Below are 25,186 nucleotides of genomic sequence, written 5' to 3'. Positions count from 1 at the left end.
GCGCATGGCGCGGCGAAGGGGTGGAGGTGCGGTGCCCGTTCAGGCCGGGCGGCGGGCCACCAGCACGTCCCGCATGATCGACTGGTCGACGCGGTGCCGCAGCGCGCGGTAGGGCTCGGTGTCGACCACGGTCAGGCCGGCGTCGGTCAACGCCGCCGCCGCGTCGTCCCGGCTGGCGACATGGGTGTTCCAGGAGATCCCGAGCGCACCGCCGGGGCGCAACAACCGCGCCCAGACCGGCGCGGCGTCCGCGAGCAGCGCCAGCGGGTCGCGGGTCAACCCCTGCCCGGCGGTACGACTACCGTGCTGCACGCCGTACGGGGCATCCGCGACGACCAGGTCCACCGTCTCCGGGCGGAAGAACTCCGCCGAGCGGGCGGTGTCCGCGTTGACCACGTCCAGCAACTGGGTCTGGCCGGCCTTGTGCTCCTCGCGGGTCGGTGCCAGCTCGATCCGCACCCGCCGGCCGACCACCTTGCGCTCCCGGCGCACCGGCCCCGACTCCAGCACCCGGTGCTTGACCCGCTTCTGCTTCAGCCAGGTGGTGATGAACGCCCGGTACGCCTCGACGTCCTTCTGGTCGCGCTCGATTCCAGCGGCGTCGAAGCCGTACATCAGCGCCTGGTTGAGAGTGGTGCCGCGACCGCAGAGCGGGTCGAGCACCCGGAACCGGCGGCTGGTCATCTCGGTGGCCCAGTCGGAGGCGAGCAGGGTGACGTTGAGCAGCAGCTTGGTGAACTGCTCATTGGTCTTGCCCGGGTACTTCTGGATGGTGAGCAGGTCGTCGTCGTAGCGGTCCAGTCGGCTCCACTCGATCGGCCGCAGCAGCTCACCCACGATCTCGAAGAGCGCGTACCCGGCGGAGAGGTTGCCCAGGACGGCCAGGTCCCGCTCGGTCAGCCCGTCGCCACTGAAGGTGACGTAGGACGCCCCTCCGACGACCTCGGTGTCCAGCTCGCCGATCCGGCCGTCCAGCGCCGAGCGGCCGAAGATCTCCAGCTCGGCCCGGGTGAGGTCGACGGCGGAGCGGGCGTACACCCGGTTGGTGGCGGGCAGGATCAGCAGGCCGTAACGCGTCATGATCCGGCGAGTATTCCACAACCAGTCACGGTTGCCGGGAACCGGAGCGGCTGCCGGAGCGACTACCGATACATGGGGTGTGAGCAGTGGCGGGAGGTCCTGTCCGCGCAGCTGGACGGGGAGGAGACCGCCGCCGAACTGACGGCGGTGCAGGGGCACCTCGACGGGTGTGCCGAGTGCCGGGCCTGGTTCACGGCGGCGGCGGCGGTGACCCGTCGGGTTCGTACCCGATTGGTGGTTGATGTTCCCGACCGGTCGGCGGCGATCCTGGCCGCCGCCAGCGCGGCCCCGGCCCGCCCGGCGTGGTGGCGGCGCCGGCCCGAACGGGGCCCGCTGGTCGCCGGCCTGCGGTCGGTGCTCGGACGTGGCCCGCTGGTCGCCGGCCTGCGGTCGGCGCTCGGACTGCTCGGCGCGGTGCAACTGGTGCTCGGCCTGGCCCAGGTGGGCCGGGGCGCGGCCGCCGACCACCTGCACCCCACCGGCCAACACCTGTGGCACGAGTCGGCGGCGTGGAACGTGGCGGTCGGCGCGGGCTTCCTGTTCGTGGCGCTGCGCCGCAGCCCACCCGCCGGGCTGCTGCCGATGCTCAGCGCGTTCGTCGGCACGTTGCTGTTGCTGTCGGTCAACGACCTGGCCACCGGGTCGGTGGGCGGGGAACGGCTGATCAGCCACGGCTTCCTGGTGGTTGGCTACCTGATCACGGTGCTGCTGTCCCGGCCCGGTCTGCGCCCCGGTGGGCCCGCACCACAGCGGCAGCCGACCCCGTCCCGTTGGCGGTTCGGGGCCGACGAGGTGGACCGGCCGCTGCGGGTCGTACGCCCCGAGTCGTATCCGGCGCAGGCCGCCGACCGGTACGCCGCCCCGGCGGCGCGTACCGGCCAGGCCGACGAACGCCGCGCCGCCTAGCGGCCGCCGTCGGCGATGACCTGCGGGATGACCTGTTCGACGATGGTCAACAGTGTCGAGGTGAGCAGCAGGTGCACCTGGGCGCGAGTCAGCGCGCCGCGCTGGAGCCATTCGCGGGCGGTCGACGTGGCCAACCCCCCGTACGCGCGCACCATCCCGCGCAACTCCTCGCGGTGCCGCGCCTCGTCGGCCAGCCCGACGGCGACCAGCATCCGGTCCGCGGCGACCTCCTCGGCCTCGGCGAGCACCCGCTCCACGTCGGCGTCGCCGCCCATCCCCCGGGCGGTGACCGCCGCCAGCCACGAGGTGCTGTGCCGAGACACCACGTCGAGGAACCAGGTGACGCTGGCGTCAACCCGCGTTCGCAGATCACCCTTGGGCAGCCGTTCCAGGGCAACCTCCGGGATGGTCACCATGACCCGGACGACCTCCAGGTAGAGGTCCTTCTTCGCCCCGAAGTAGTGGTTGACCAGCCCCCGGGCGACACCCGCCTCGCGGGCGATGTCGGTGGTCGACACGTCCGCGTACGGGCGCTCGCCGAACAGCCGGACCGCGCAGGCCAGGATCTGCCCACGCCGGGCGTCCGGCTCCAACCGGCGGCGGCGCGGAGCGGTCTCGACACTCATCTGCCCGACCCTATCGGCAGCCCACCGGCCAGCCACCGTTCCTCGCCTTGATCACCGCGGGCCCCGCCGACGCCGAACCACGTGTCGTGCCAGGTGGCGCAGATTGGACGCCTCGGAGTAGAGCGCCGCGTTGATCGCGCCGAGGGCGACCCCGGGCGCCCGCTGTACCCGGTCGACGTCCTGCACCACCCGGCCGATCAACGTCAGCCGGCAACGAAGATCGAACAGCTCCCTCCGCGCACAGTGCAGCGCCGTCTCCAATCCCCCGACCCGCTCCCGCAACCACGCCAACTCCGCCGCCTGATCCACCGAGCTCACCCCTCTTCGACTACGCCTCGCCACCGACCGACACGCAGCGGCATTCAATGACCACCCTCGGCTACGTCCAGCGGAGTGTCAACCTTTCGGGGACCCCCAATCGGGGACCCCTGATCGGTGATTGCTGAACGTGCCTAGGTTCCAGGTGTGGCAGACAAGGGGCCGGGCGAGTTGATGGGGCCGTATGAAATCGGCCAGCGCCTCAACGTCTCCCGGAGCCGCTTCCAGCAGATCGCCATGCGGCCGAGCTTTCCGAAGCCATACCAGGAACTACGCGGCATGAAGGTCTGGTTGCGCGCTGACGTGGAGGCGTGGATCGCCGAGCACCGCCCGCCGCGTCCCACCGATGGCGACGAGGCCGAGTAGCCGACCCTCAGCGCACCGACCGTCAACTGATCATCGAACCCGGCCGGGCCACACGCACAACGCCTCGATCAAGTGATGAGAAGTAGCTCTGAGAGACCGTTCTGAGCTACTTCTCATCACTTGATCTTCGGAGCATCAGTCGGCCGCGGAGATCTTGGACAGTTTCCGTTACGAGCTAACGGAAACTGTCCAAGATCTCGGGAGCGCAGGCGCGGCGCGACGGCCCGGGCTTGGGGGCCGCGTGATTTCAGGGCTGGCGTGGCCAACTGCGACCAGGCGCGCGGCGCGGGGACCTCGGCGAGCGGGGTTCGGCGGGTGATCACGACTTATTGACATGCCGCCAACAGCGCGCGAGGGTGGTGCACATGCCGACTCCCCCGCCCGACGGCTCCCCATCACCCTGGCGCGAGCCGGAGCATGACGACCTGGCCGAGCTGGCCCGTACCTTCTTCACCAAGGAGGTGCTGCCGCACGCCGAGCGACTGCTGGCACAGGGCCATCCGGACCGCGAGCACTACCGGCGCGCGGGTGAGCTGGGGTTGCTGGGCCTGTCGGTCCCGGAGGAGTACGGCGGCGGAGGCGGAGGGTTCACCCACGAGGCGGTGCTGCTGCACGAGCAGGCGCACACCGGGGAGAGCAGCCTCGGGCTGGCCGTCCACAGTGGCATCGTCACCGGTTACCTGGTGGCGTACGGCAGCGAGGAGCAGAAGCGACGCTGGCTGCCCGGCCTGTGCAGCGGTGAGCTGGTCGGCGCCATCGCGATGACCGAGCCGGACGGCGGCTCCGACCTCCAGGCGATGCGCACCCGGGCGGTCCGCGACGGGGACGACTACCTGGTCACCGGCGCGAAGACGTTCATCACCAACGGCGGCCTCGCCGACCTGATCATCGTGGCGGTGAAGACCGACCCCGAGCAGCGGGCAGCCGGTGTCTCACTGCTGGTCTGCGAGGTGGGCGGCGACCCGGAGGGCTTCCGCCGAGGTCGACTACTCTCCAAGATCGGGTTGCATGCCAACGACACCGCCGAGCTGTTCTTCGACGAACTCCGGGTGCCGGCGGCCAACCTGCTCGGCGACGCCGAGGGGCTGGGCTTCATCCAGCTGATGCAGCAACTGCCGCAGGAACGGCTGGTCATCGGCGTCGGCGCGGTGGCGGCCATGGAACGGGCGGTCGCGCTGACCGTGGCGTACGCCAAGGAGCGCACCGCCTTCGGCAAGACCCTGATGGGCCACCAGAACACCCGGATGGTGCTCGCCGAGTGCGCCACCCGCGCCCGGGTCAGTCGGGTCTTCCTGGACGACTGCATCGTCCGACACGCGCGTGGCGACCTGGACGTGGCCACCGCGGCGATGGCGAAGTCCTGGCTCACCGACGGGCAGTGCGAGGTGGTCGACAGGTGCCTCCAGCTCTTCGGTGGCTACGGCTACACCACGGAGTACCCGATCGCCCGGATGTACGTCGACGCCCGCGTCCAGAAGATCTACGGCGGCACCAACGAGATCATGAAGGAGTTGATCGCCCGTGCCCTCTGAGGCGTACGTCTATGACGCGGTCCGCACCCCGCGCGGACGCGGCCGGGACACCGGGGCTCTGCACGGGGTCAAGCCGATCTCGCTGGTGGTCGGCCTGATCGACGCGTTGCGCGAGCGCAACCCCGGCCTGGACGTCGGCCGGCTGGAGGATCTGCTGCTCGGCATCGTGACCCCGGTCGGCGAGCAGGGTGGCGACCTGGCGCGGGCCGCCGCGCTGCTGGCCGGGCTGCCCGACCAGGTGGGCGGGGTGCAGCTCAACCGGTTCTGCGCCTCCGGGCTGGAGGCGGTCAACTCCGCCGCCGCGCGGATCCGCTCCGGGTGGGAGCACCTGCTGCTCGCCGGCGGGGTCGAGTCGATGTCCCGGGTGCCGATGGGCTCCGACGGCGCGGCCTGGGCCACCGATCCGCAGACCGCGCTGGCCACGTCGTTCGTGCCGCAGGGTGTCAGCGCCGATCTGATCGCCACCCTGGAGGGCTTCACCCGCGACGATGTGGACGGCTACGCGCTGCGGTCGCAGGAGCGGGCCGCCAAGGCCTGGGCCGGCGGGTACTTTGCCCGCTCGGTGGTGCCGGTCCGCGACGGCAACGGGCTGGACATCCTCACGGTGGACGAGCACCTACGGCCGGACACCACCCGGGAGGCGCTGGCCAAGCTCACCCCGTCCTTCGCCGTGATGGGTGCGGCGGCCGGCTTCGACGCTGTCGCGTTGCAGAAGTTCCACTGGTTGGAGGCGATCGAACACGTCCACCACGCCGGCAACTCGTCCGGCATCGTGGACGGCGCCGCGCTGGTGCTGATCGGTTCGGAGCAGGTCGGGCAGGACCTCGGCCTCACCCCGCGCGCCCGGATCGTCGGCGCGGCGGTCAGCGGCGCCGACCCGACGCTGATGTTGACCGGCCCGATCCCGGCCACCCAGAAGGCGCTCGCCGTCGCCGGCCTGACAGTCGACGACATCGACCTGTTCGAGATCAACGAGGCGTTCGCGGCCGTGGTGCTCAAGTACGTCCGTGACCTGGGCCTCGACCCGGACCGGGTGAATGTCAACGGCGGCGCGATCGCCCTCGGCCACCCGCTCGGCGCGACCGGAGCGATGCTGCTCGGTACGGCGTTGGACGAGTTGGAGCGCCGCGACCTGCGCCGCGCCGTGGTGACCCTCTGCATCGGCGGCGGCATGGGCGTCGCCACCGTTCTCGAACGCTGCTGACCCGGGGGAAAAAGACAAATGACCACCACCATCCGGTACGACCGCGGCGCCGACGGCATCGTCACGCTCACCCTGGACGACCCCACCCAGTCCGCCAACACCATGAACCGGGCGTACGCCGCGTCGATGAGCGCGGTGCTGGACCGGTTGGAGGCCGAGCCCGATCTCGCCGGGGTCATCGTGACCAGCGCGAAGTCGACGTTCTTCGCCGGCGGTGACCTGCCCGAGATGATTCGGGCCACCCGCGAGGACGCGCCGGCGCTCGCCGACCTGCTCGGCACCATCAAGCGGGACCTGCGCCGACTGGAGACGCTGAGTCGCCCGGTGGTCGCCGCGGTCAACGGCTCGGCGCTCGGCGGTGGCCTGGAGATCGCGCTCGCCTGCCACCACCGGATCGCGTTGGACGCGCCCGGCAGCCGGCTCGGGCTGCCCGAGGTGACCCTGGGCCTGCTGCCCGGGGCCGGCGGCGTCACCCGGACCGTACGGATGCTCGGCCTGGCCGGCGCGCTGACCACCGTGCTGCTCACCGGCCGGCGGATGCGCCCGGCCGACGCCCTGTCCGCCGGCCTGGTCGACGAGGTGGTCGCCACCGAGGCGGAGCTGCTGGACCGGGCCCGCGCGTGGATCGCCGCCAACCCGCAGGCGAAGCAGCCGTGGGACCGGCCGGACTACCGGATGCCCGGCGGCACCCCGGCCAGCCGTTCCCTCGCCGCGCAGCTGCCCGCGTTCCCAGCGACGCTGCGCAAGCAGCTCAAGGGTGCTCGGCTGCCCGCACCCGAGGCGATCCTGGCCGCCGCCGTCGAGGGTGCGCAGGTCGACCTGGAGACCGCCCTGACCGTGGAGACCCGGCACCTGATCGGCCTGCTCACCGGGCAGGTCGCCAAGAACATGATCGGCGCGTTCTTCTTCGACCTGAAGGCCGTCAACGGGGGCGCGGCCCGACCGTCCGTCGACGTTCCGCCGGTACGCCGGGTGGCGGTGCTCGGGGCCGGCATGATGGGGGCGGGCATCGCGTACGCCTGTGCCAACGCCGGGCTGGACGTGGTGGTCAGGGACGTCACGGCGGAGGCCGCCGGCCGGGCCCGGGAGCACGCCGAGCGGTTGCTGGCCCGCAAGGTCCGCAAGGGCCGCGCCACGGAGGCCGACGCCCGCGCGGTGCTGGACCGGATCACCACCACCGACCAGGTGGACGCCCTCGCCGGTTGCGACGCGGTCATCGAGGCGGTCTTCGAGGACCCGGCCCTGAAGAAGGCCGTGTTCGCCGAGGTGCTGCCGGTGCTGGCACCGGACGCGCTGATCGCCTCCAACACCTCGACCCTGCCGATCACCGGGCTGGCCGAGGGCGTGGACCGGCCGGCGGACTTCATCGGCATGCACTTCTTCTCCCCGGTGGACCGGATGCCGCTGCTGGAGATCGTGGTGGGCGAGCGGACCGGGGACGTGGCGCTTGCTCGGGCGTTCGACCTGGGCCGGCGGATCGGCAAGACCCCGATCGTGGTCAACGACGGCCGGGGCTTCTTCACCAGCCGGGTGATCGGCCAGTTCATCGACGAGGCGGTCGGCATGGTCGCCGAGGGTGTCCCCGCCGCGTCGGTGGAGCAGGCCGCCCTTCAGGCCGGCTACCCGACCGGGCCGCTGGCGCTGGCCGACGAGGTCAGTCTCACGCTGATCCAGCGGATCCGCCGCCAGTTCGAGGCGGCCAGCGAGGAGTACCTGCCGCTGCCGGCGCACCGGCTCGTCGACGAGCTGGTCGACGCGTACGACCGGCCGGGGCGCGCCGCCGGACGCGGCTTCTACTCCTACGACGACGGCACCCGAGGCCGGCTGTGGACCGGCCTCGCCGACCTGACCACCGAGGCGGGCCGGGCGGTGCCGTTCACCGACCTTCAGGAACGGATGCTCTTCGCCGAGGCGCTGGACGCCCTGCGCTGCCTCGACGAGGGGGTGCTGCGTACCGAGACCGACGCCAACATCGGCTCGATCTTCGGCATCGGCTTCCCCGCCTGGACGGGAGGGGTGATCCGCTACGTCCGGCAGTACGCGGGCGGCCCGGCCGGCTTCGCGGCCCGCGCCGCCGAGCTGGCCGAGCGCTACGGCGACCGGTTCACCCCACCGGCCGACCTGGTCGACCGGCTCGCCGCCTCGGCCGACCGCCGCGCCGAGCCGGTAGGCGCCGCGTGACGGCGCCCCGGGCCGCCCCCGGTGGGACGGGCGAGGCGCGTGGTGGACCGCTCGCCGGGGTGCGGGTGGTCGAGTTGGCCAGCCTCGCCCCGGCGCCGTTCGGCTGCATGGTGCTCGCCGACCTCGGCGCGGACGTGGTGCGGGTGGACCGGCCGGGCGCCCCGGGTGCGGGCCGGCTGGCCGCACCGACCAGCGGGCCGTTGCAGCGAGGACGGCGGGTCACCGCACTGGACCTGAAGTCCCGGGCCGGGTTGGCGGACCTGCTGCGCCTCGTCGAGCGCGCGGACGTGCTGGTCGAGGCGTACCGGCCCGGGGTGGCCGAGCGGCTCGGCTTCGGGCCCGAGGTGTGCCAGGCCCACAACCCCCGACTGGTGTACGCGCGGATGACCGGCTGGGGTCAGGATGGTCCGCTGGCAGCCCGAGCCGGGCACGACATTGACTACATCGCGGTGGCCGGGGCGTTGGAGCCGCTGGGGCGGGCCGGTGAACGCCCGTACGCGCCGATGAACCTGCTCGGCGACTTTGGCGGCGGCGGCATGCTGCTCGCCGTCGGTGTGCTGGCCGCGCTGCTGGAGCGGGAGCGCTCCGGCTTCGGCCAGGTGGTCGACGCGGCGATGGTGGACGGCTCGGCGCTGCTCACCTCGTTCCTGCACGGGCTCATCGGCACCGGCCTGTGGGCCGCGCCGCGTGGGGGCAACATGTTCGACGGCGGGGCACCGTTCTACGACACGTACGCCACCGCCGACGGTGGATTCATGGCCGTCGGCGCGATGGAACCGGCGTTCTACGCCGTACTCCTCACCGGCCTCGACCTCGCCGACGACCCGGACCTACCCGCCCAGTACGACCCGAGCGGCTGGGACGAACTGCGCCGCCGGTTCACCGAACGGTTCGCCGAGCGCACCCGGGACGAGTGGACGGCGGTCTTCGCCGACCTGGACGCCTGCGTCGCGCCGGTGCTCGCTCCCGGCGAGGCTCATCGGCACCCGCACAACGCCGCCCGGGGCACGTTCGTCGAGGTGGACGGCGAGATCCAGCCGGCCCCCGCGCCCCGCTTCGACCGCACCCCGACCGACCGCCCGGCACCGGCACCGGACCCGGAGCGCGACGCCGTGCCGGTCGAGGAGATCCTGAACGGCTGGTCACAGCGCGCCTGACCGGCCAGGTGGTTGGTGCTGCATTCGGGGGCGCGTCGAACCGGCCACCGTGTGTAGCGACGCCCTATCCTTTGCGGGTGCTGCTCACCTATCTGGACGAGTCGTACACCGACCGGTGGTACTGGGTCGGCGCACTAATGGTCCCCGACAACGTGGCCATGCCGTTGAGCACCGCCCTCGACGAGGTCGTCTTGAATGCGGCGAAGGCGTACGGCGTCGACGCGGAGTCCGAGTTGCACGGGTACGACCTGTTCCAAGGGCGAGCGCACTGGAGTGGCCTGCCGCCCCGTGCCCGCGTCGCGGTCTACAACGTCGCCATGAAGACCATCGGCGCGCACGACGTGACGATCATTCTGCGCGGGGTCGACCGCCACGGCCTCGCTCGCCGTTATGCCTCCCCGAAACCTGCCCACGAGGTGGTGCTGTCGCATCTGCTGGAGCGTGTTGATGGGTATGCCGCAATGCGCGAAGAACTCGCTCTGGTCATCGCCGACGAGGTGGACAACCCGGCAACCCACCGCTCTGACCTGAGTCGCTACCGCGTCGACGGCACCGGGGGCTACCGCTCACGACGGTTGACGCGGATTGTGGACACATTGCATTTCGCCCCGTCGCACGCCTCGCGGCTGGTGCAGGCCGTGGATCTAGTGACCTTCCTGTATCGCCGGATGGCCAACGACACGGGTCACGATCCACGCGAGGCGGCGGCGAACGAAAGGTTGTGGTCCTGGGTCGAGCAGCGGCGGTACCACTCATGGTGCTGGTCGCCTACAGCCCGCCAGATGCACGAAGGGCCCGCCTAAGCGGGCCCTAAGGCGGCTGCGGGAACCCTGAATAGAGGGCCTCCTGCGTCACCTAGATTAGCAGCGGTTTGTATGCCACGCACAAACCATCACGGTGTTGATCAGGAGTTTCGCGTCAAGGATCCATCCTTTGGCGACGCGACCCTTCTGGTCAACGCGGAGCCGCACGAGGGCTGATCAACACGAGTTTGGCGAAACTGGGGTGTCCGGGAGAGTGGGATACCGCGACTTTCGGGAAACCGAGTCGATCAACGCGGACGGCGCGGCGTTGCGCAAGGCGGGGCGGGAGGTCGAATGGGCCGGCGACCTCCCCGTTTCGCGACTTCCGGGCCACGAACGGCATGATCATGGAGCCTGAAGGGGCAGTGACGGTCGGAGCCGGACAAAAGCGACAGCGAGATCCCGAGAAGGAGGTGCCCGTGCCGGACGCGGACGAACTCGTCGCCAACGCGCTCGCGGCGGTGCGCGGCACTGACGTACGGCAGGCCGAACGGCAGCTGGACCAACTGATGGTCGGCACCGGCGCCGCGGACGGCACCACGGCGGTGGACGACGCGCTGCTGCGTCGCCTGGTCCGTGGCCTGGGCCGGCTCTGGCCGCGTGGATGGCAGCCGGTCGACGTGCACCGGATCACCGGTCGACGACTCGACGCCCGCGCGGCACGGTTGGTCCGTGACGCGATGGCCGCCCAGCGGCGCGACCAGGCCGAGCCGGTCCCGGCCTGGTGGGACGACCAGCTACGCGAGTTGGCGGCCAGCACAGCTGGTGACGACCGGAGCGTGCTGACCGGCTGGGCGACCCGGGAGGGCTTGGACCGGGCCGACGCGCTCCGCGCGGCTGTGGACACTCTCGCGCTGGTGGAGAGCCTGCCGCCGATCGCGGTGCTGCGCCCACCACCGGGCGCGAGCGGTGCGGCGCTGCCCCGCACGTCCGGCCCGGCCCGCAGCGGGTCGCCGATGCTGGATCGGGTACGCGCGCTGCTGGCCAAGGCCGAGTCGACCACCTTCCCGGCGGAGGCGGAGGCGTTGACCGGGAAGGCCCAGGAGCTGATCGCCCGGCACAGCATCGACGAGGCGCTGCTGGCCGCCGGGTCGGAGCGCGGCGACGTGCCCGGCGGCGTACGGCTGAGCACCGACCCTCCGTACGCGGGCGCGAAGGCGCTGCTGGTGCAGGAGGTGGCGGCGGCGAACCGGAGTGAGGCGGTCTGGTCCGATGATCTCGGCTTCGCCACCGTGCTGGGCTGGCCGGCCGATCTGGTGGCGGTGGAGTTGCTCTACACGTCGCTGCTGGTGCAGGCCACGGCGGCGATGCTGCGTGGGCGTGCCGAGCGGCGGCCAGGGTCGGGGCGGCGGACGAAGGTCTGGGACGAATCGTTCCTCAACGCGTTCGCGCTGCGGATCGGCGAACGGCTGCGGACGGCCACCGAAGCGGCCACCGAGGCGGCGGACCAGGCGGCGGCCGAGACGGCCGGTGCGGAGCGGCTGTTGCCGGTGCTCGCGGCGCGGAGCGAGGCGGTCCGGGAGCGGCTGGACACGCTCTTCCCCGGCGTCACCCGGCACCGGCTCAGCGTGCGCGACGCCGAGGGCTGGTCGTCCGGCACCTCGGCCGCCGACCGGGCGTCGCTGGACATCGGCGGCGGTCGGAAACCCCGACAGGTGCCCGGTCGACCCGATCCGCGCTGAACCGTCCGGCGTGGGACCACCCCCGCCGGAGGTTTCTGCGTTCTTCTTCGGTACGCGGTAGGGATCGGGGGAACGGCTCCGACCCTCCGGTGAGCCACGCCCCGATCGGGGTGCGACCAGAGCCTGAGGAGCATCGCCGTGAAGTACATGCTGCTGATCTGGAACCGGCCCGGCTTCACCGAGGAGCTGAGCGAGCAGGATCGCACCGCCCTCTTCGGTGAGGTCGACGAGATCATGAAGGAGCTGACCGAGAGCGGCGAGCTGATCGGTGGCCAGGCGTTGGCCAACCCGTCGCAGACGTTGACGGTCCGGCTGGTGGACGGCAACCCGGAGGTTCTCGACGGCCCGTTCATGGAGAGCAAGGAGCAGTTCGCCGGTTACCTGGCCGTCGACTGTGACAGCCCGCAGCGGGCTGCCGAGATCGCCGCCCGCTGGCCGGACGTCCGGTACGGCGGCGCGATGGAGGTCCGCCCGATCATGGACGAGGCCGGGACGGAGATGTGACCGGGGACCGGACGGTCGAGGACCTGCTGCGTACGTTCGCGCCGCAGGTCCTCGGCCTGCTGGTCCGGCGGTACGGACAGTTCGACAGGTGTGAGGACGCGGTCCAGGAGGCGTTGCTCGCCGCCGCGACGCAGTGGCCCGGGCAGGGCGTACCGGACAATCCGCGCGCCTGGTTGCTCACCGTGGCCACCCGCCGGCTCACCGACGAGTGGCGTAGCGAGAGCGCGCGCCGGGACCGCGAGGTGGCGGTGGCGCGGCGCGAGCCGGCGTACGCCGGGGTGGCTCCGGCGGCGGACGCGGAGCCCTTCGTTCCGGCCGCCGACGACACTCTCACGCTGTTGTTCCTCTGCTGCCACCCGGCGCTGCCGGGGTCGGCGCAGGTGGCGCTCACCCTGCGCGCGGTAGGTGGTCTCAGCACCGCGCAGATCGCCCGGGCGCACCTGGTGCCGGAGGCGACGATGAGTCAACGGATCCGGCGGGCCAAGCAGCGGATCGAGGCCGCCGGGGCCCGGTTCACCCTGCCCGGGCCGGCTGAGCGGGACGAGCGGCTCGGGACGGTGCTCCGGGTGCTCTACCTGATCTTCAACGAGGGCTACACCGCGTCCAGTGGGACGGATCTGCGCCGGTCCGAGCTGACCGGCGAGGCGATCCGGCTGGCTCGCATCCTGCGCGGGCTGCTGCCCGACGACGGTGAGGTGGCCGGGCTGCTGGCGCTGATGCTGCTGACCGACGCGCACCGGGCGGCCCGGGTGGGGCCGGACGGGGAACTGGTGCCGCTGGCCGAGCAGGACCGCTCCCGGTGGGACGCCGCCGCCATCGCGGAGGGGATCGCGCTGATCACCGAGGCGTTGACCTGGTCGCCGCCCGGCCCGTACCAGCTCCAGGCGGCGATCGCCGCGGTGCACGCCGAGGCGTCGACGGCGGCGGAGACGGACTGGCGGCAGATAGTCGCGCTCTACCGACTGCTGGCCCGGGTCGCGCCGAACCCGATGGTCACCCTGAACCAGGCGGTGGCGGTGGCCATGGTCGACGGGCCCCGGGCCGGGCTCGCCCTGCTCACCCCGTTGGACGCCGACGAACGCACGGCCGGGCACCACCGGCTGGCCGCCGTCCGGGCTCATCTGTTGGAGCTGGCCGGGGACGTTGGTGCGGCACGGGAGGCGTACCTGGCCGCGGCGCGGGGCACCACGAGCCGGCCCGAGCAGCGCTACCTGGAGGTCCGGGCCGCCCGGCTGGCCGGGCAGGGGTGAGCACACCGCCGCCGGTCGCCGGGCGGCGCGGGCCACCCGACGGCCGGCAACGGCGGCGGTCATCCCTCGGGTTCGATGGCCGGGCAGCTGGCACCCGGGGCGGGCACCGCCTGATCGATCAGGTAGGCGTCGACGGCGCGTGCCACGCACGGGCTGCTGCTGTAGCTGCCGTGCCCCCACCCCTGGTAGGTGAGCATCGCGCCGTGCCGGCCCAGCTGCCGCGCCACGTTGCGCGCCCAGCCGTAGCCGCTGGCCGGGTCGTGCACGGTAGCGGCGAGCAGCAGCGGCACCTCGGTGTGGACCCGGAGCCGATGCTGCGGGTTGGCGACCGGCGTCGGGGTGCCCAGGCAGGTGACCGGGGCGAACAGCGCCGGCGGGTAGCGCAGGTCCGGAGCGAGCCGGGCCGCCCGGCGCAGGTGTCCGACGTACTCCCGGTAGTCCCGGACCGGCAGGCTCCAGTCCTGACAGAAAACCGCAAAGGGGTACCGAGCCACGGCCTCGTCCGCCAGCGGTCGGACGCTCGGCGTGGTGGCGGCACCCTCCAGTCGGACGATCCACTCGGCCAGCCCCGGCCACCGCCAGGTGTCGTAGAGCTTCTTGTGGGCGAGGCGGCTCAGCTCGAACGGCGCGAGCGCGGCGCTGGCCTGGTCCGGGTCGGTCAGCGAGCCACGCTCGGCCCGAGCGTGCAGCCCGGCCCAGATCGCCCGGAAGTCCCGACCGTGCAGGGCACATGACGTGGACCGCGCACACCAGGCAACGAACTCGTCGAACCCGTCCTCCGCGGTGCTGGCCTGGGTGTCCAGGAAGGCGCGGGTGCCGAGGCTGTGGTCCATCGTGGCCTCCAGCACCATGGCCCGGACCCGGTCGGGGTACAGCTCGGCGTACCGCTGCCCGAGCACTGTGCCGTACGAGCTGCCGTGGAAGGTCAGCTGCCGTTCGCCGAGCGCGGCGCGGACCGCGTCCAGGTCACGGGCGGCGCTGGTGGTGTCGACGTGGTCGTAGAGCGCCCCGGTGCGGGCCCGGCAGTCGGCGCGCAGCAGCGCGTTGTCGGCCAGGACGGCGTCGAACTGGGCCTGGTCGGCGATCAGCTGCGGTTGCCGGGCGAGCAGGTCCCGGGAACAGACCACCGGGTGGCTGCCACCGGTGCCGCGCGGGTCGAAGCTGACGATGTCGAACCGGGCGCGCAGGTCGGCACTGAACCGGGAGCTGCCCTTCACCACCCGGTCGACCCCGCTGTCGCCCGGCCCGCCGGGGCCGAAGACCAGCGCGCCCTGCCGGGTTGCCGGGTTGGCGACCCGGCGGGCCAACGACAGGTCGAAGCGCTCACCCCGGGGTCGGTTCCAGTCCACCGGCAGCGACAGGGTGCCGCACTCGGCGCTGGCGTCCTTGGCGCAGGGCCGCCAGTCGATCGTCGGAGCGGGCTGGGGTCGGGCGGCGGCCGGGCTCGCCGGGGTCAGGCCGGCGGCGGTGAGGGCCAGGGCGACCGCCCAGCCCACGGCGGATTTGCGTACGCGCAGCATGAGGTGTTGTCCTCTCCTTGAAGGAGCGTTGCCGGTGAAACTCGCCCACTGGGCGAGGTGATGCTGCTTCCACCCGGGCCGTCGAGTAGCCGCTCGACGGCCCGGGGCCTCTTTCGTCCGCCGAGGTCAGTCGACCTCGCGCAGGACGCGTTCCAGCGTGGTCATCCGGGTCTCCATCCCGCCCAGCCGGCCATCCATCGCCGCGAGCAGTCGGGCGTTCTCCGCCTGGGCCTGCGCGGCGGTCTCGGCGAGCAGGCGGTAGTCGTCCGCACGGGCCGCCTCGTACCGGGCCCGCCGGGTCTTGGCGAGCTGCACCACGCTCACCGTGAACACGCTGATCAGCAGGGCGAAGATGCCGATCGCGCCGACCACCTCGGTCCAGTCGTGGTCGCTCATCGCTGCGCTCCGGGCTGCTCGGACGAGTCGGGCACGGTCAACGTCTGGACCGCCGCAGCGATCACCTCGGGGGTGAGTGTGAGCACGAACGGCTCCACCTCGTAGTAGTTCATGGCCTTCCCGTCCTCCGACAACTCCAGGCGGGCGGTGACCAGCCCGGCCGCCGCCAGCTTCCGTAGGTGGACCTGCAACAGCGCCCGGCTGATGCCCAGTTGCCGGGCCAGCCCGCTGACGTACGCACGCTCGCGGGCCAGCGCGGCGACGACCCGCAGCCGGTGCGGGTTGGCCAGGGTGGCCAGCACCCGGACCAGATCGTCGCCGGTCGGCGGTGGAGCGGTGCTCATAACCAGCCCTTGCACATGCCAAGGAAAGTTAGCAGGTGTTGCCCCGCGGCGCTACGGGACGGAGACGGAATCAGGGGGATCTCAGGGTCGCGGGAAAGGCCCGGACACACAGCACGCCGGGCCGGTGATGATCACCGGCCCGGCGTGCGGGTTACGTCGTACGTCAGCTCTTGAAGGCGTCCTTGATCTTCTCACCGGCCTGCTTGAGCTTGGCGGTGGACTGGTCAGCGCGACCCTCCGCCTCCAGCTGCTCGTTGTCGGTGGCCCGACCGGCGCCTTCCTTCAGCTTGCCGGTCGCGTCCTCGGTGGCGTTGTTGATCTTGTCGTCGAATCCCATTGCCAACCTCCATTGCAAGCGTCGCTACAACCACAGAGGTACCCCCGCCGTCGCCGGCTCAACCATTACCGTCGTCACAGATCGGCGGCGGCCGGACGAAAGCGACGCAACCGCAGGCTGTTGGCCACCACGAAGACCGAGGACAGCGCCATCGTGGCACCGGCGATCATCGGGTTGAGCAGCCCGGCGGCGGCCAACGGCAGGGCCGCCACGTTGTAGCCGAACGCCCAGAACAGGTTGCCCCGGATGGTGCCGAGCGTGCGTCGGGACAACCGGATGGCGTCCACCGCGGCGGCCAGATCGCCCCGGACGAGGGTGAGGTCGGCCGCCTCGATCGCCACGTCGGTGCCGGTGCCCATGGCCAGCCCCAGATCGGCCTGGGCCAGCGCCGGGGCATCGTTGACCCCGTCACCGACCATCGCCACCGACCGCCCCTCGGCCTGGAGCCGCTTGATCACGTCGACCTTCCCGGCCGGCAGCACCTCGGCGATCACCTCGTCCACACCCACCTCGGCGGCGACCGCGCGAGCCACTGTGGTGTTGTCCCCGGTGAGCAGGACCGGGGTAAGCCCAAGCCCGCGCAGCCGGGCCACCGCCGCCCGGCTGGTCGGCCGGACCACGTCGGCGACCGCGAGCACCCCGCGGGCCCGTCCGTCCCACCCGGCGACGATCGCCGTACGGCCGACGGTCTCCGCGTCGCGGACGGCCCACTCGACCTCCGGCGGCACCTCGATCTCGCGCTCGCGCAGCAGCCGGACCCGGCCGACCAGCACGGCCCGACCCTCGACCGTGCCGCTCACCCCCAGCCCGTCGAGGTTGCCGAAGGCGGTCACCGGAGGCAGCGCGCCCGCGTCGCTGGCCGCCCCGGCGACCGCACGGGCGATCGGGTGCTCGGAGGCGGCCTCCACCGCCCCGGCGAGCCGGAGCAGCTCGGCCCGGTCCACACCGCTCGCCGGCACCACGTCCACCAGTGTCATCCGGCCGGTCGTCACGGTGCCGGTCTTGTCGAGCACGACGGTGTCCACCCGGCGGGTCGACTCCAGCACCTCCGGTCCCTTGATCAGCACACCGAGCTGCGCGCCTCGGCCGGTGCCGACCAGCAGCGCGGTCGGGGTGGCCAGGCCGAGCGCGCAGGGACAGGCGATGATCAGCACGGCCACGGCGGCGGTGAACGCGGCGGTCGGACCGGCCCCGGTGCCGAGCCACCAGCCGAGCGTGCCGACAGCGAGGGTGATGACGATCGGCACGAAGACCCCGGAGATCCGGTCCGCCAGCCGCTGCACGGCCGCCTTGCCGCTCTGCGCCTGCTCGACCAGATCGGCCATCCGGGCGAGCTGGGTGTCCGCGCCGACCCGGGTGGCGGTGACGATCAACCGCCCGCCCGCGTTGATCGTCGCGCCGACCACCGCATCGCCCGGGGCGACCTCGACCGGCACCGACTCACCGGTGAGCATGCTGGCGTCGACCGCCGAGGTGCCCTCGTCGACCACCCCGTCGGTGGCGATCTTCTCCCCGGGTCGGACCACGAACCGGTCACCGACGACGAGCCGGTCCACCGGGATCAGCGTCTCCACGCCGTCGCGCAGCACCGCCACGTCCTTGGCGCCGAGGTCGAGCAGGGCGCGCAGGGCGGCGCCGGCGGTGCGCTTGGACCGGGCCTCGAAGTAGCGACCGGCCAGGATGAACACGGTGACCCCGGCGGCGGCCTCCAGGTAGATGTTGCCGGCGCCGTCGGTCCGGGTGATGTCGAAGCGGAACGGGTGCGTCATCCCCGGCATCCCCGCGTCACCGAGGAAGAGCGCCCAGAGCGACCAGCCGAACGCGGCCAGGGTGCCGAGCGACACCAGCGTGTCCATGGTGGCCGCACCGTGCCGCAGGTTCGTCCAGGCGGCCCGGTGGAACGGCAGCCCACCCCAGACCACCACCGGGGCGGCCAGGGTCAGCGACAGCCACTGCCAGTAGTCGAACTGCCAGGCCGGGACCATGGCCAGCAGGACCACCGGCACGCTCAGGGCCACCGACACCCAGAGCCGGGTACGCGGACCCCGCAACGGGTCCACCGGGGGTTCCGCGCTGGGCGGGGCCGGCAGCGCCGCCGTGTAGCCGGTCTTCTGCACGGTCCCGATCAGGTCGTCCGGCGTGACGCCGTCGGCGTACCGGACGGTCGCCTTCTCGGTGGCGTAGTTGACGGTGGCGCTCACCCCGTCCATCCGGTTGAGCTTCTTCTCGATCCGGGCGGCGCACGCGGCGCAGGTCATCCCGCCGATCGCGAGTTCGATCCGGTTCGGCGCCTCGGGCAGCGGTCTGCTGGTGGTGGTCATCGTCTGGTCCCGTCAGTTGTGTCCGTGCCCGGGGGTGCCGTGGTCGGCCCCGCCGGTCGGCGCGGGTCCGCTCGGGGTGGGGGCGGCTCCGGTCGGGGTAGCGCCAGCGACCACTGTGAACTCGGCGGTGTGCACCCGCCCGCCGTGCTGAAAGTCGAGGTAAAGCCGGTAGCTGCCGGCCGAGGGCACCTCGGCGAGGAAGGTGACGGCCGGACCGGGCCGGGTGCGCCCATCGCCCGGCGTCCCGTCCGGGTGCACGTGCAGGTACGCCAGATCGCCCCGGCGCAGTGCCACCAGGTGCCCGTACGCGCCCAGGTAGGGCTCCAGGTCGGTGACCGGCTGCCCGTCCCGGCTGACGGTCAGTGTCAGCGATGACGTGCGGCCGGGCTGCGGCGTGCCGGTCACTGTGACCGTGTAGCCGTCGACGGTGGTGCTGGTCGCCGGGGCGGGCAACGGCCGTTCGGTCAGCTCGCCGGGGACGGTCACGTCCACGCCGAGGGTCAGCGGTTCACCCCCGGTCGGGGTGAAGTCGGCGAACGCCCGCCACTGCCCGGGGCCGGTCAGCGGGGTGTCGACCCGCCAGGTGCCGTCCGGGGCCAGGTCGGGGTGGACGTGGCGGAAGCCGGAGAGGTCCCGGCGGGCGACGATCAGGTGCATCGTCTTGTCGTGTGCCACCTCGTACCGGGTGACCGGGCGGCCGTCCGGGCCGGCGATCCGGAAGGCGAACTCGTCGGCCGGGGCGTCGACCGGTTCGAGGGTGTAGCCGCGTTCGGAGACGAGCAGGCCGCCGGGGAACCGGTCGGCCGTCCCGCCGTGCTCGTCCGTCGCCGGGGAGGCGTCGTCGTGCCGGCTCTCGGCGACCGGTGCGCTGTCGACGACCCGGCCGACCCCGTACGTCGCGCTGAAGACCGCCGCCAGGCCGACGGCGAACCCAGCCAGTTTCGTCACGGTGCGCATGCCGGCCCGCCGATCACGCGTCGACGAGGTCGTAACCGGCCTCGTCGACGGCGGCCCGGACAACCGCGGTGTCCAGTGGCTGATCGCTGCTGACGGTGACCCGGCCGGCGGCGAGGTCGACCTGGACGTCACGCACGCCCGCGATGGCGCCGACCTCGGCGCTCACCGCGCTGACGCAGTGCCCACAGGTCATGCCCTGCACCTGGTACGTCGTGTTGACCATCGGTTCGTCTCCTTTTCCGTACCGGTACCCCGTGGGGGTATCCGAGCAGGATAGGACCGTACCATACCCCCTGGGGGTACGCTATCCTGGTCGACATGACCGCTCCCACCCCGATCCGCGGATACACCGCCAGCAAGGACCAGCTGCTCGCGCGGCTCCGCCGCGTCGAGGGGCAGGTCCGGGGCATCGAGAAGATGGTCGACGACGACCGCTACTGCATCGACGTGCTCACCCAGATCTCCGCCATCCAGGCCGCCCTCGACAAGGTGGCCCTCGGGCTGCTCGACGGGCACGCCCGGCACTGCATGCACGAGGGCGCCGCCGAAGGCCGGGCCGACGAGATGGCCAACGAGATGATGGCGGCTGTCGGCCGGCTCATGAAGCGCGGCTGACCGCCCTCAGTCCGGCGCGGGGTCGAGACGAACCCTGCGCAGCAACTGCGCGTTGAGCGCCACCACGATGGTGGACGCCGACATCAGCACCGCGGCCACCGCCGGGCTCAACGCCACACCGGCCCGGGCCAGCACCCCGGCGGCCAGCGGCAGCGCCACCACGTTGTAGCCGGCCGCCCAGGCCAGGTTCTGTCGCATCTTCCGGTACGACGCCCGGGACAACCGGACCACGGCACCCACCCCACGCGGGTCCGAGGACGCCAGCACCACCCCGGCGGACTCGATCGCCACATCGGTGCCCGCGCCGATCGCGATGCCCACGTCCGCCCGGGCCAGCGCCGGCGCGTCGTTCACCCCGTCGCCGACCATCGCCACCACCAGCCCCCGCCGCTGGAGCTCAGCGACCCGATCGTCCTTCTCCGCTGGCAGCACCTCGGCGAAGACCTCGTCGACTCCGGGCCGGAAGCCGAGTTCGGCGGCGACCGCATCGGCCACCGGCCGCGCGTCACCGGTGATCATGGCGATGGTCCGCACGCCCTCGGCGCGCAGTTCGTCGACGGCGCGCCGGGCCTCCGGACGCACCTCGTCGGCCAACGCGAACGCACCGAGCACGGCCTCCGGCAGCCGCACCAGGTACAGCACCGCGGCACCCCGCGCCGACCACCGCCCGGTCACCTCCTCCAGCTCCGCCGGCAGCGACAAGCCCAGCTCCCGCAGCAGCGCCGGCCCGCCCACCGCGTACTCCGTACCGTCGATGGTCGCCTGCACACCGCGGCCCGGCAGCGACCGGAACCCGGCGGCCCGGGCCGGGCCGACCCGCCCGGCGGCCGCCACGATCGCCCGGGCCAACGGATGTTCGCTCTCCGACTCGACGCCGGCCGCGATCCGCAGCACCTCGTCCGGCTCGACGCCGGGCGCCGTCACCAGGTCGGTCACCCCGTGCTCACCCCGGGTCAGCGTGCCGGTCTTGTCGAAGAGCACCGCGCCGACGGTCCGCATCCGCTCCAACGCCAACCGGTCCTTGACCAGGATCCCGGACCGCGCGGCGAGGGCGGTGGAGAGCGCGACGACCAGCGGGATGGCGAGGCCCAGCGCGTGCGGGCAGGCAATCACCAGAACGGTGACCGCACGGACCACCGCCTCGTCCGGCCGACCGAGCGCGGTCCACACCAGCACGGTCAGCACAGCGGTGCCGGTGGCCACGTAGAACAGCGCGGCGGCGAACCGGTCGGCCAACAGTTGGGCCCGGCCGCCGGACCCCTGTGCCTGCGCGACCATCCGCTGGATGCCGGCCAGGGCGGTCTGCTCACCCAACGCCTCGACCCGCACCCGGATCGCCGAGTCGGTGGCGACGGTGCCGGCCACCACCCGGTCACCGGTCGATCGGGCGACCGGTCGCGACTCGCCAGTGATCATTGATTCGTCCAGCTCGGCGGCCCCGTCGACGACCCGGCCGTCCGCCGGCACCCGACCCCCCGGCCGGACCAGCACCACGTCCCCGATCCGCAGACCGGTCACCGGCACCGCCTCGACGCGCCCGTCCGCCACCACCCGTTCGGCCTCGTCCGGCAGCAGCGCGGCCAGCGCCGCCAGCGCTCCCCGGGCCTGCCCGATGGCCTTCATCTCCTGCCAGTGCCCGAGCAGCATGATGGTGACCAGCGCGGCCAACTCCCACCAGAAATCCAGGTCGAAGGCGCCGACGCTGGTCGCCAGGGACGCGGTGTAGGCGACGGTGATCGCCATCGCGACCAGCAGCATCATCCCGGGCGCCCGGTCCCGCACCTCCCGGACCGCACCGACCAGGAACGGCCAACCGCCCCACCAGAACACCACCGAGCCGAGCACCGGACCCACCCAGGACCGACCGGGAACGTTTCCGGCCAGGCCCAGCTGATCCGACACGAGATGGCTGGTCAGCACCACCGGGATGGTCAACACCAGGCAGACCCAGAACCGGCGGCGGAACATCGCCGGATCGTGCCCGGCGTGCTTGTCGTGCGGCATGGGTCCGGCGCGGCGCTGGTGGTCGGGGTCGGACGGTGACGAAGCGGGCATGGCTCCAACATGCCGCCCCGGGGACCGCCGCGCGGGCGGTTCGGCCGCGACACTCCGCCACGACCTGCAGCCCCCGGACGGGCTGGCTAGCATCTCCACGATGGCCCTCCGTATGCCGCTGCACAGTCGGGCACTGGCGCCGCCACCACGTGGCGTCGTCGCCGGCCGACCGGGCCGAGCACTGACCGTCCGTGATCAAGCGGTCGTCAGGCAGCGATCCGCCCCGCCATCCGCCGCGTTTCCACCGCAACGGTGAACCGCCCGGCCCGCTGACCCGTACCCCGCACCGGATCGTTGGGAGTCTCGCCTTGGGTTCCGACCACACCCGCCCGGCTCCGTCCGCCCCGCCGAGGGTGCGACGGATCCTCGTCGTGACGGTGGTACCCCTCTTCGTCGCCACCGTGCTCGCCGCGGTGCTGCTCTGGCCGCGCGGCGGGTCACCGCAGACCGATGGCGGCGCGGACGTGCCGCGCTACCCCGGCACCGTCACCCGGGTGGTGAGCGAGCCGTGCCCGCCGGCGCCGTCGGCCCCCGAGGGCACCCCGAGCATCGGCGACGGACGGTGCGGCACTGTCGACGTCCGGGTGGACGACGGGCCGACCGCCGGCCAGCAGGTGCAGACGCCGGTGCCGGACGGACCCGGCGCACCCCGGGTCGAGGTCGGCGACGAGGTCATCCTGGTCGAGCTGGCCGATCCGGTCGATCCCACCACCAGCAACTGGAACATCGCCGAGCACCAGCGCGGCACCCCGATGCTGTGGCTGGCGGTGGTCTTCGCGGCCGCGATCGTGGCGTTCGGTCGGTGGCGGGGTCTGGCCGCGCTCGCCGGGCTGGCCGCCAGCTTCGCCATCCTGCTCACCTTCGTGCTGCCGGGCATCGGCGCCGGCAGGTCACCACTGTTGGTGGCGGTGGTCGGCGCGGCCCTGATCATGTTCGTGGTGCTCTATCTGACGCACGGGGTCACCGCACAGACCTCGGTAGCGGTGCTCGGCACCCTGGGCAGCCTGGTGCTGACCGGCGTGCTGGCCACCATCGCCACGGCCGCGACCCACCTCACCGGCTTCGGCAGCGAGGACGCCACCACCCTGTCGATGTTCCAGGGCGACGTGGACCTGCGCGGTCTGCTGCTCGCCGGGATCATCATCGGCTCGCTCGGGGTGCTCGACGACGTGACGGTCACCCAGGCGGCCACCGTCACCGAGCTGGCGAACGCCAACCCCGGGCTGACCCGCTTGCAGCTCTACCGGGCGGCCACCCGGGTCGGCCGTGCGCACATCGCCTCCACTGTCAACACCATCGTGCTGGCGTACGCGGGCGCGTCACTACCCCTGCTGCTCCTGCTCACCGCCGACTCGCGACCGATCGGGCAGATCCTCACCAGTGAGTTCCTCGCCCAGGAGATCGTCCGCAGCGCGGTCGCCACCCTCGGTCTGATCGCCGCCGTGCCGCTGACCACCGGGCTGGCCGCGGTGGTGACCGCCGCCGGGCGCACCGACGCCACGTCGTCCGTCGACGCTCCCGCCGCGCGCCCCCAGCCGGACCGCACCGAGGCGCTGGCCGCACTCATCGCACCGCGAACGGCCGGCTCCGGCGAGCCGGACCAGCCGCGGGCCGCACCCCCACCCGAGGCCACCGACCGGTGGCCGGAGTCGAACAGGAGCACGGATACGGCATGGTGACACTCCTCAGCGTGACCAGATCGGGCATCCACCCTGAGAACCACGTCACTGGTCACTCAACGTTATGGCGAAATGACGCTTTTGGTCGGCATCCAGGCGTAGCTCAGCCGGTCGACTCTCGGGTAACCTCGCTGCCGGTCACCGATGAAGGCGCGAAGCGGCGCCTGCGGTGCCACCGCCCAATCGCCAACCGGCGAGCCGGGGACCCAGGTACGTGGGGTGAATCCGCGTCAGCGGTAGGGGCCACTTCCGCCCCGAACCCGTCAGCTAACCCGGTCGGCGGTCGACGGAAGGAAACATTGTGACGGCACCCCTACGCCGCTGGTTGACACCCGTGGTGGCCGTGATCGCCGCACTGACCGTGCTCGCCGGGCCCCTCCCGGCACATGCCGCCCCGACGAACCCCACACCGTCCGGGCACGAGGAGGACGGCGAGCCCAAGCTGCTCAACGACGTCATCGAGCAGGCCAACCGCGACTACTCCGCCGCCAAGTCCAAGCTGGACAAATCCAAGAAGCGGCAGAGCGAGTTGGCGGCCGAGGTCGACCGGGCCAACGCCGACCTGGCCGCGCTGGCCCCGCAGGTCGGGCAGATCGCCGCCCAGGCATACCGGACCGGCCGGATCGGCGCGATCGCGATGCTGCTGGAGAGCGACGCCCCCGACTCGTTCGTCCAGCGCGCCGCGGTGCTCGACGAGATGAACATGGTCAACGAGAAGAAGCTCTCCGAGGTCAACGTGGTGAAGGCCCGCGCCGAGCAGGCCAAGCTGGCCCTCGACACGGAGGTTCGGGAGCAGCAGAAGCAGACCGCCCTGATGGCGAAGCGGAAGAGCGAGGCCGACAAGGCCCTCTCCCTCGTCGGCGGTAAGGGCTTCACCGGCGGCCTGGTGGACGCCACCTCCCCGGTCGCGAAGATCGGCCCGGGTCGCACGGCCGACGGCGACTGGAAGCCCCAGTCGTGCAGCGAGAACGACCCCACCACGTCCGGCTGCATCACCCCCCGCACGCTGCACGCGTACAAGGAGGTCAAGCGGGCCGGCTTCAACCGGTTCGTCGGCTGCTACCGCCCCGGCGGGCCGTGGGAGCACCCGAAGGGCCGCGCCTGCGACTGGTCGCTACAGAAGAGCGGCTTCTCTCCGTGGCACAACGAGGACACCCGCACGTACGGCAACAACGTCGCCGCGTTCCTCATCCGTAACGCCGACCGGCTCGGCATCTACTACGTGATCTGGAACCGGCAGATCTGGTTCCCGGCCACCGGCTGGAGTTCGTACAGCGGGCCGTCGAACCACACCGACCACGTCCACATGTCGCTGCTCTGACCCCGCACGATCCCCGTCGAGGGCCGTTCCGC

The 25,186-nt window shown here is 72.4% G+C and carries 24 protein-coding genes and 1 riboswitch; of the genes, 13 read left to right on the top strand and 11 right to left on the bottom strand.

Annotation, left to right across the window (positions count from 1 at the left end; translation table 11 throughout):
- Positions 1 to 39: 39 nt before the first annotated feature.
- Positions 40 to 1,080: an SAM-dependent methyltransferase gene (locus tag ABZU52_RS16145; protein WP_354971826.1), complete on the bottom strand. Its 1,041-nt coding sequence runs from the start codon at positions 1,078 to 1,080 to the stop codon at positions 40 to 42.
- Positions 1,081 to 1,152: 72 nt separating this feature from the next.
- Here ABZU52_RS16145 and ABZU52_RS16140 point away from each other — a divergent pair, with 72 nt between their 5' ends.
- The gene (locus tag ABZU52_RS16140; protein WP_354971825.1) at positions 1,153 to 1,986 is read left to right on the top strand and encodes a zf-HC2 domain-containing protein; all 834 of its coding nucleotides are present in this window, start codon (positions 1,153 to 1,155) and stop codon (positions 1,984 to 1,986) included.
- Here ABZU52_RS16140 and ABZU52_RS16135 read toward each other — a convergent pair.
- Together ABZU52_RS16135 and ABZU52_RS16130 are read right to left on the bottom strand one after the other, a co-directional pair.
- Positions 1,983 to 2,612 carry a helix-turn-helix domain-containing protein gene (locus tag ABZU52_RS16135; RefSeq protein WP_354971824.1) on the bottom strand — a complete coding sequence of 210 codons (630 nt, stop codon included), beginning with the start codon at positions 2,610 to 2,612 and terminating at the stop codon, positions 1,983 to 1,985. The genes ABZU52_RS16140 and ABZU52_RS16135 overlap by 4 nt on opposite strands.
- 51 nt (positions 2,613 to 2,663) lie before the next feature.
- Complete coding sequence (locus ABZU52_RS16130; protein ID WP_354971823.1) at positions 2,664 to 2,921, bottom strand: hypothetical protein; 258 nt, start codon at positions 2,919 to 2,921, stop codon at positions 2,664 to 2,666.
- Positions 2,922 to 3,077: 156 nt separating this feature from the next.
- On the opposite strand from ABZU52_RS16130, the gene ABZU52_RS16125 reads away from it, so the two are divergent.
- From ABZU52_RS16125 to ABZU52_RS16085, 9 genes are all read left to right on the top strand, one after another.
- The gene (locus ABZU52_RS16125; protein WP_347404248.1) at positions 3,078 to 3,296 is read left to right on the top strand and encodes a hypothetical protein; all 219 of its coding nucleotides are present in this window, start codon (positions 3,078 to 3,080) and stop codon (positions 3,294 to 3,296) included.
- A gap of 365 nt (positions 3,297 to 3,661) precedes the next feature.
- A complete protein-coding gene (locus tag ABZU52_RS16120; protein ID WP_354971822.1) occupies positions 3,662 to 4,828 on the top strand; it encodes an acyl-CoA dehydrogenase family protein in 1,167 nt (388 codons plus the stop codon).
- Positions 4,818 to 6,032, top strand: coding sequence for an acetyl-CoA C-acetyltransferase (locus tag ABZU52_RS16115; RefSeq protein ID WP_354971821.1), 1,215 nt, complete (start codon positions 4,818 to 4,820; stop codon positions 6,030 to 6,032). Before ABZU52_RS16120 ends, ABZU52_RS16115 begins: the two co-directional genes overlap by 11 nt.
- Positions 6,033 to 6,050: 18 nt before the next feature.
- Complete coding sequence (locus ABZU52_RS16110; protein ID WP_354971820.1) at positions 6,051 to 8,213, top strand: 3-hydroxyacyl-CoA dehydrogenase NAD-binding domain-containing protein; 2,163 nt, start codon at positions 6,051 to 6,053, stop codon at positions 8,211 to 8,213.
- Entirely contained in the window at positions 8,210 to 9,370 is a 1,161-nt protein-coding gene (locus ABZU52_RS16105; RefSeq protein ID WP_354971819.1) for a CaiB/BaiF CoA-transferase family protein, read from the top strand. The genes ABZU52_RS16110 and ABZU52_RS16105 overlap by 4 nt, the downstream gene beginning before the upstream one ends.
- Before the next feature lie 77 nt (positions 9,371 to 9,447).
- On the top strand, positions 9,448 to 10,173 hold the full coding sequence (locus ABZU52_RS16100) for a DUF3800 domain-containing protein (protein ID WP_354971818.1): 726 nt from the start codon (positions 9,448 to 9,450) through the stop codon (positions 10,171 to 10,173).
- Between the two features lie 419 nt (positions 10,174 to 10,592).
- Positions 10,593 to 11,855 carry a DUF2786 domain-containing protein gene (locus ABZU52_RS16095; protein WP_354971817.1) on the top strand — a complete coding sequence of 421 codons (1,263 nt, stop codon included), beginning with the start codon at positions 10,593 to 10,595 and terminating at the stop codon, positions 11,853 to 11,855.
- A 147-nt stretch (positions 11,856 to 12,002) separates the two neighbouring features.
- Positions 12,003 to 12,359: a YciI family protein gene (locus ABZU52_RS16090; protein WP_354971837.1), complete on the top strand. Its 357-nt coding sequence runs from the start codon at positions 12,003 to 12,005 to the stop codon at positions 12,357 to 12,359.
- On the top strand, positions 12,356 to 13,609 hold the full coding sequence (locus ABZU52_RS16085) for a DUF6596 domain-containing protein (RefSeq protein ID WP_354971816.1): 1,254 nt from the start codon (positions 12,356 to 12,358) through the stop codon (positions 13,607 to 13,609). The genes ABZU52_RS16090 and ABZU52_RS16085 overlap by 4 nt, the downstream gene beginning before the upstream one ends.
- A 59-nt stretch (positions 13,610 to 13,668) precedes the next feature.
- Here the strand turns inward: ABZU52_RS16085 and ABZU52_RS16080 are convergent, their stop codons facing one another.
- The 7 genes from ABZU52_RS16080 to ABZU52_RS16050 all read right to left on the bottom strand — a co-directional run bounded on the left by ABZU52_RS16080 (position 13,669) and on the right by ABZU52_RS16050 (position 19,707).
- Positions 13,669 to 15,129, bottom strand: a complete 1,461-nt coding sequence (locus ABZU52_RS16080) for an alpha/beta hydrolase (protein WP_354971815.1) — start codon at positions 15,127 to 15,129, stop codon at positions 13,669 to 13,671.
- Between the two features lie 126 nt (positions 15,130 to 15,255).
- Complete coding sequence (locus ABZU52_RS16075) at positions 15,256 to 15,525, bottom strand: hypothetical protein (RefSeq protein ID WP_354971814.1); 270 nt, start codon at positions 15,523 to 15,525, stop codon at positions 15,256 to 15,258.
- A complete protein-coding gene (locus ABZU52_RS16070; protein ID WP_354971813.1) occupies positions 15,522 to 15,869 on the bottom strand; it encodes a helix-turn-helix domain-containing protein in 348 nt (115 codons plus the stop codon). Before ABZU52_RS16070 ends, ABZU52_RS16075 begins: the two co-directional genes overlap by 4 nt.
- A 163-nt stretch (positions 15,870 to 16,032) precedes the next feature.
- Positions 16,033 to 16,206 carry a CsbD family protein gene (locus ABZU52_RS16065; protein WP_036410891.1) on the bottom strand — a complete coding sequence of 58 codons (174 nt, stop codon included), beginning with the start codon at positions 16,204 to 16,206 and terminating at the stop codon, positions 16,033 to 16,035.
- Positions 16,207 to 16,280: 74 nt separating this feature from the next.
- A complete protein-coding gene (locus ABZU52_RS16060) occupies positions 16,281 to 18,527 on the bottom strand; it encodes a heavy metal translocating P-type ATPase (RefSeq protein WP_354971812.1) in 2,247 nt (748 codons plus the stop codon).
- A gap of 12 nt (positions 18,528 to 18,539) precedes the next feature.
- On the bottom strand, positions 18,540 to 19,484 hold the full coding sequence (locus tag ABZU52_RS16055) for a hypothetical protein (RefSeq protein WP_354971811.1): 945 nt from the start codon (positions 19,482 to 19,484) through the stop codon (positions 18,540 to 18,542).
- Between the two features lie 13 nt (positions 19,485 to 19,497).
- Entirely contained in the window at positions 19,498 to 19,707 is a 210-nt protein-coding gene (locus ABZU52_RS16050; RefSeq protein ID WP_091395144.1) for a copper ion binding protein, read from the bottom strand.
- 95 nt (positions 19,708 to 19,802) lie between these two features.
- On the opposite strand from ABZU52_RS16050, the gene ABZU52_RS16045 reads away from it, so the two are divergent.
- Complete coding sequence (locus tag ABZU52_RS16045) at positions 19,803 to 20,099, top strand: metal-sensitive transcriptional regulator (RefSeq protein ID WP_354971810.1); 297 nt, start codon at positions 19,803 to 19,805, stop codon at positions 20,097 to 20,099.
- A gap of 6 nt (positions 20,100 to 20,105) precedes the next feature.
- On the opposite strand, the gene ABZU52_RS16040 is transcribed toward ABZU52_RS16045, so the two are convergent.
- Entirely contained in the window at positions 20,106 to 22,103 is a 1,998-nt protein-coding gene (locus ABZU52_RS16040; RefSeq protein WP_354971836.1) for a copper-translocating P-type ATPase, read from the bottom strand.
- Positions 22,104 to 22,462: 359 nt separating this feature from the next.
- On the opposite strand from ABZU52_RS16040, the gene ABZU52_RS16035 reads away from it, so the two are divergent.
- Together ABZU52_RS16035 and ABZU52_RS16030 are read left to right on the top strand one after the other, a co-directional pair.
- Entirely contained in the window at positions 22,463 to 23,833 is a 1,371-nt protein-coding gene (locus ABZU52_RS16035) for a YibE/F family protein (RefSeq protein WP_354971809.1), read from the top strand.
- A gap of 166 nt (positions 23,834 to 23,999) precedes the next feature.
- Positions 24,000 to 24,131: riboswitch (cyclic di-AMP (ydaO/yuaA leader) on the top strand.
- 3 nt (positions 24,132 to 24,134) lie between these two features.
- On the top strand, positions 24,135 to 25,154 hold the full coding sequence (locus tag ABZU52_RS16030) for a hypothetical protein (protein WP_354971808.1): 1,020 nt from the start codon (positions 24,135 to 24,137) through the stop codon (positions 25,152 to 25,154).
- The last annotated feature ends 32 nt before the right edge of the window (positions 25,155 to 25,186 follow it).

The sequence above is a fragment of the Micromonospora sp. NPDC005220 genome, assembly GCF_040607895.1.
Lineage (GTDB): Bacteria > Actinomycetota > Actinomycetes > Mycobacteriales > Micromonosporaceae > Micromonospora.
Note: the sequence above shows the minus strand (reverse complement) of the source record. Positions and strands in the feature narration are given on the sequence as shown.

Excerpts from the sequence above, each read along its gene's own strand:
- ABZU52_RS16090 (WP_354971837.1), top strand. The coding sequence starts at position 12,003 with ATGCTGCTGATCTGGAACCGGCCCGGCTTCACCGAGGAGCTGAGCGAG.
- ABZU52_RS16080 (WP_354971815.1), bottom strand. The coding sequence starts at position 15,129 with ATGCTGCGCGTACGCAAATCCGCCGTGGGCTGGGCGGTCGCCCTGGCC.
- ABZU52_RS16135 (WP_354971824.1), bottom strand. The coding sequence starts at position 2,612 with ATGAGTGTCGAGACCGCTCCGCGCCGCCGCCGGTTGGAGCCGGACGCC.
- ABZU52_RS16045 (WP_354971810.1), top strand. The coding sequence starts at position 19,803 with ATGACCGCTCCCACCCCGATCCGCGGATACACCGCCAGCAAGGACCAG.
- ABZU52_RS16055 (WP_354971811.1), bottom strand. The coding sequence starts at position 19,484 with ATGCGCACCGTGACGAAACTGGCTGGGTTCGCCGTCGGCCTGGCGGCG.
- ABZU52_RS16050 (WP_091395144.1), bottom strand. The coding sequence starts at position 19,707 with ATGGTCAACACGACGTACCAGGTGCAGGGCATGACCTGTGGGCACTGC.
- ABZU52_RS16145 (WP_354971826.1), bottom strand. The coding sequence starts at position 1,080 with ATGACGCGTTACGGCCTGCTGATCCTGCCCGCCACCAACCGGGTGTAC.
- ABZU52_RS16120 (WP_354971822.1), top strand. The coding sequence starts at position 3,662 with ATGCCGACTCCCCCGCCCGACGGCTCCCCATCACCCTGGCGCGAGCCG.
- ABZU52_RS16075 (WP_354971814.1), bottom strand. The coding sequence starts at position 15,525 with ATGAGCGACCACGACTGGACCGAGGTGGTCGGCGCGATCGGCATCTTC.
- ABZU52_RS16060 (WP_354971812.1), bottom strand. The coding sequence starts at position 18,527 with ATGACCACCACCAGCAGACCGCTGCCCGAGGCGCCGAACCGGATCGAA.
- ABZU52_RS16040 (WP_354971836.1), bottom strand. The coding sequence starts at position 22,103 with ATGCCGCACGACAAGCACGCCGGGCACGATCCGGCGATGTTCCGCCGC.
- ABZU52_RS16110 (WP_354971820.1), top strand. The coding sequence starts at position 6,051 with ATGACCACCACCATCCGGTACGACCGCGGCGCCGACGGCATCGTCACG.
- ABZU52_RS16065 (WP_036410891.1), bottom strand. The coding sequence starts at position 16,206 with ATGGGATTCGACGACAAGATCAACAACGCCACCGAGGACGCGACCGGC.
- ABZU52_RS16070 (WP_354971813.1), bottom strand. The coding sequence starts at position 15,869 with ATGAGCACCGCTCCACCGCCGACCGGCGACGATCTGGTCCGGGTGCTG.
- ABZU52_RS16140 (WP_354971825.1), top strand. The coding sequence starts at position 1,153 with ATGGGGTGTGAGCAGTGGCGGGAGGTCCTGTCCGCGCAGCTGGACGGG.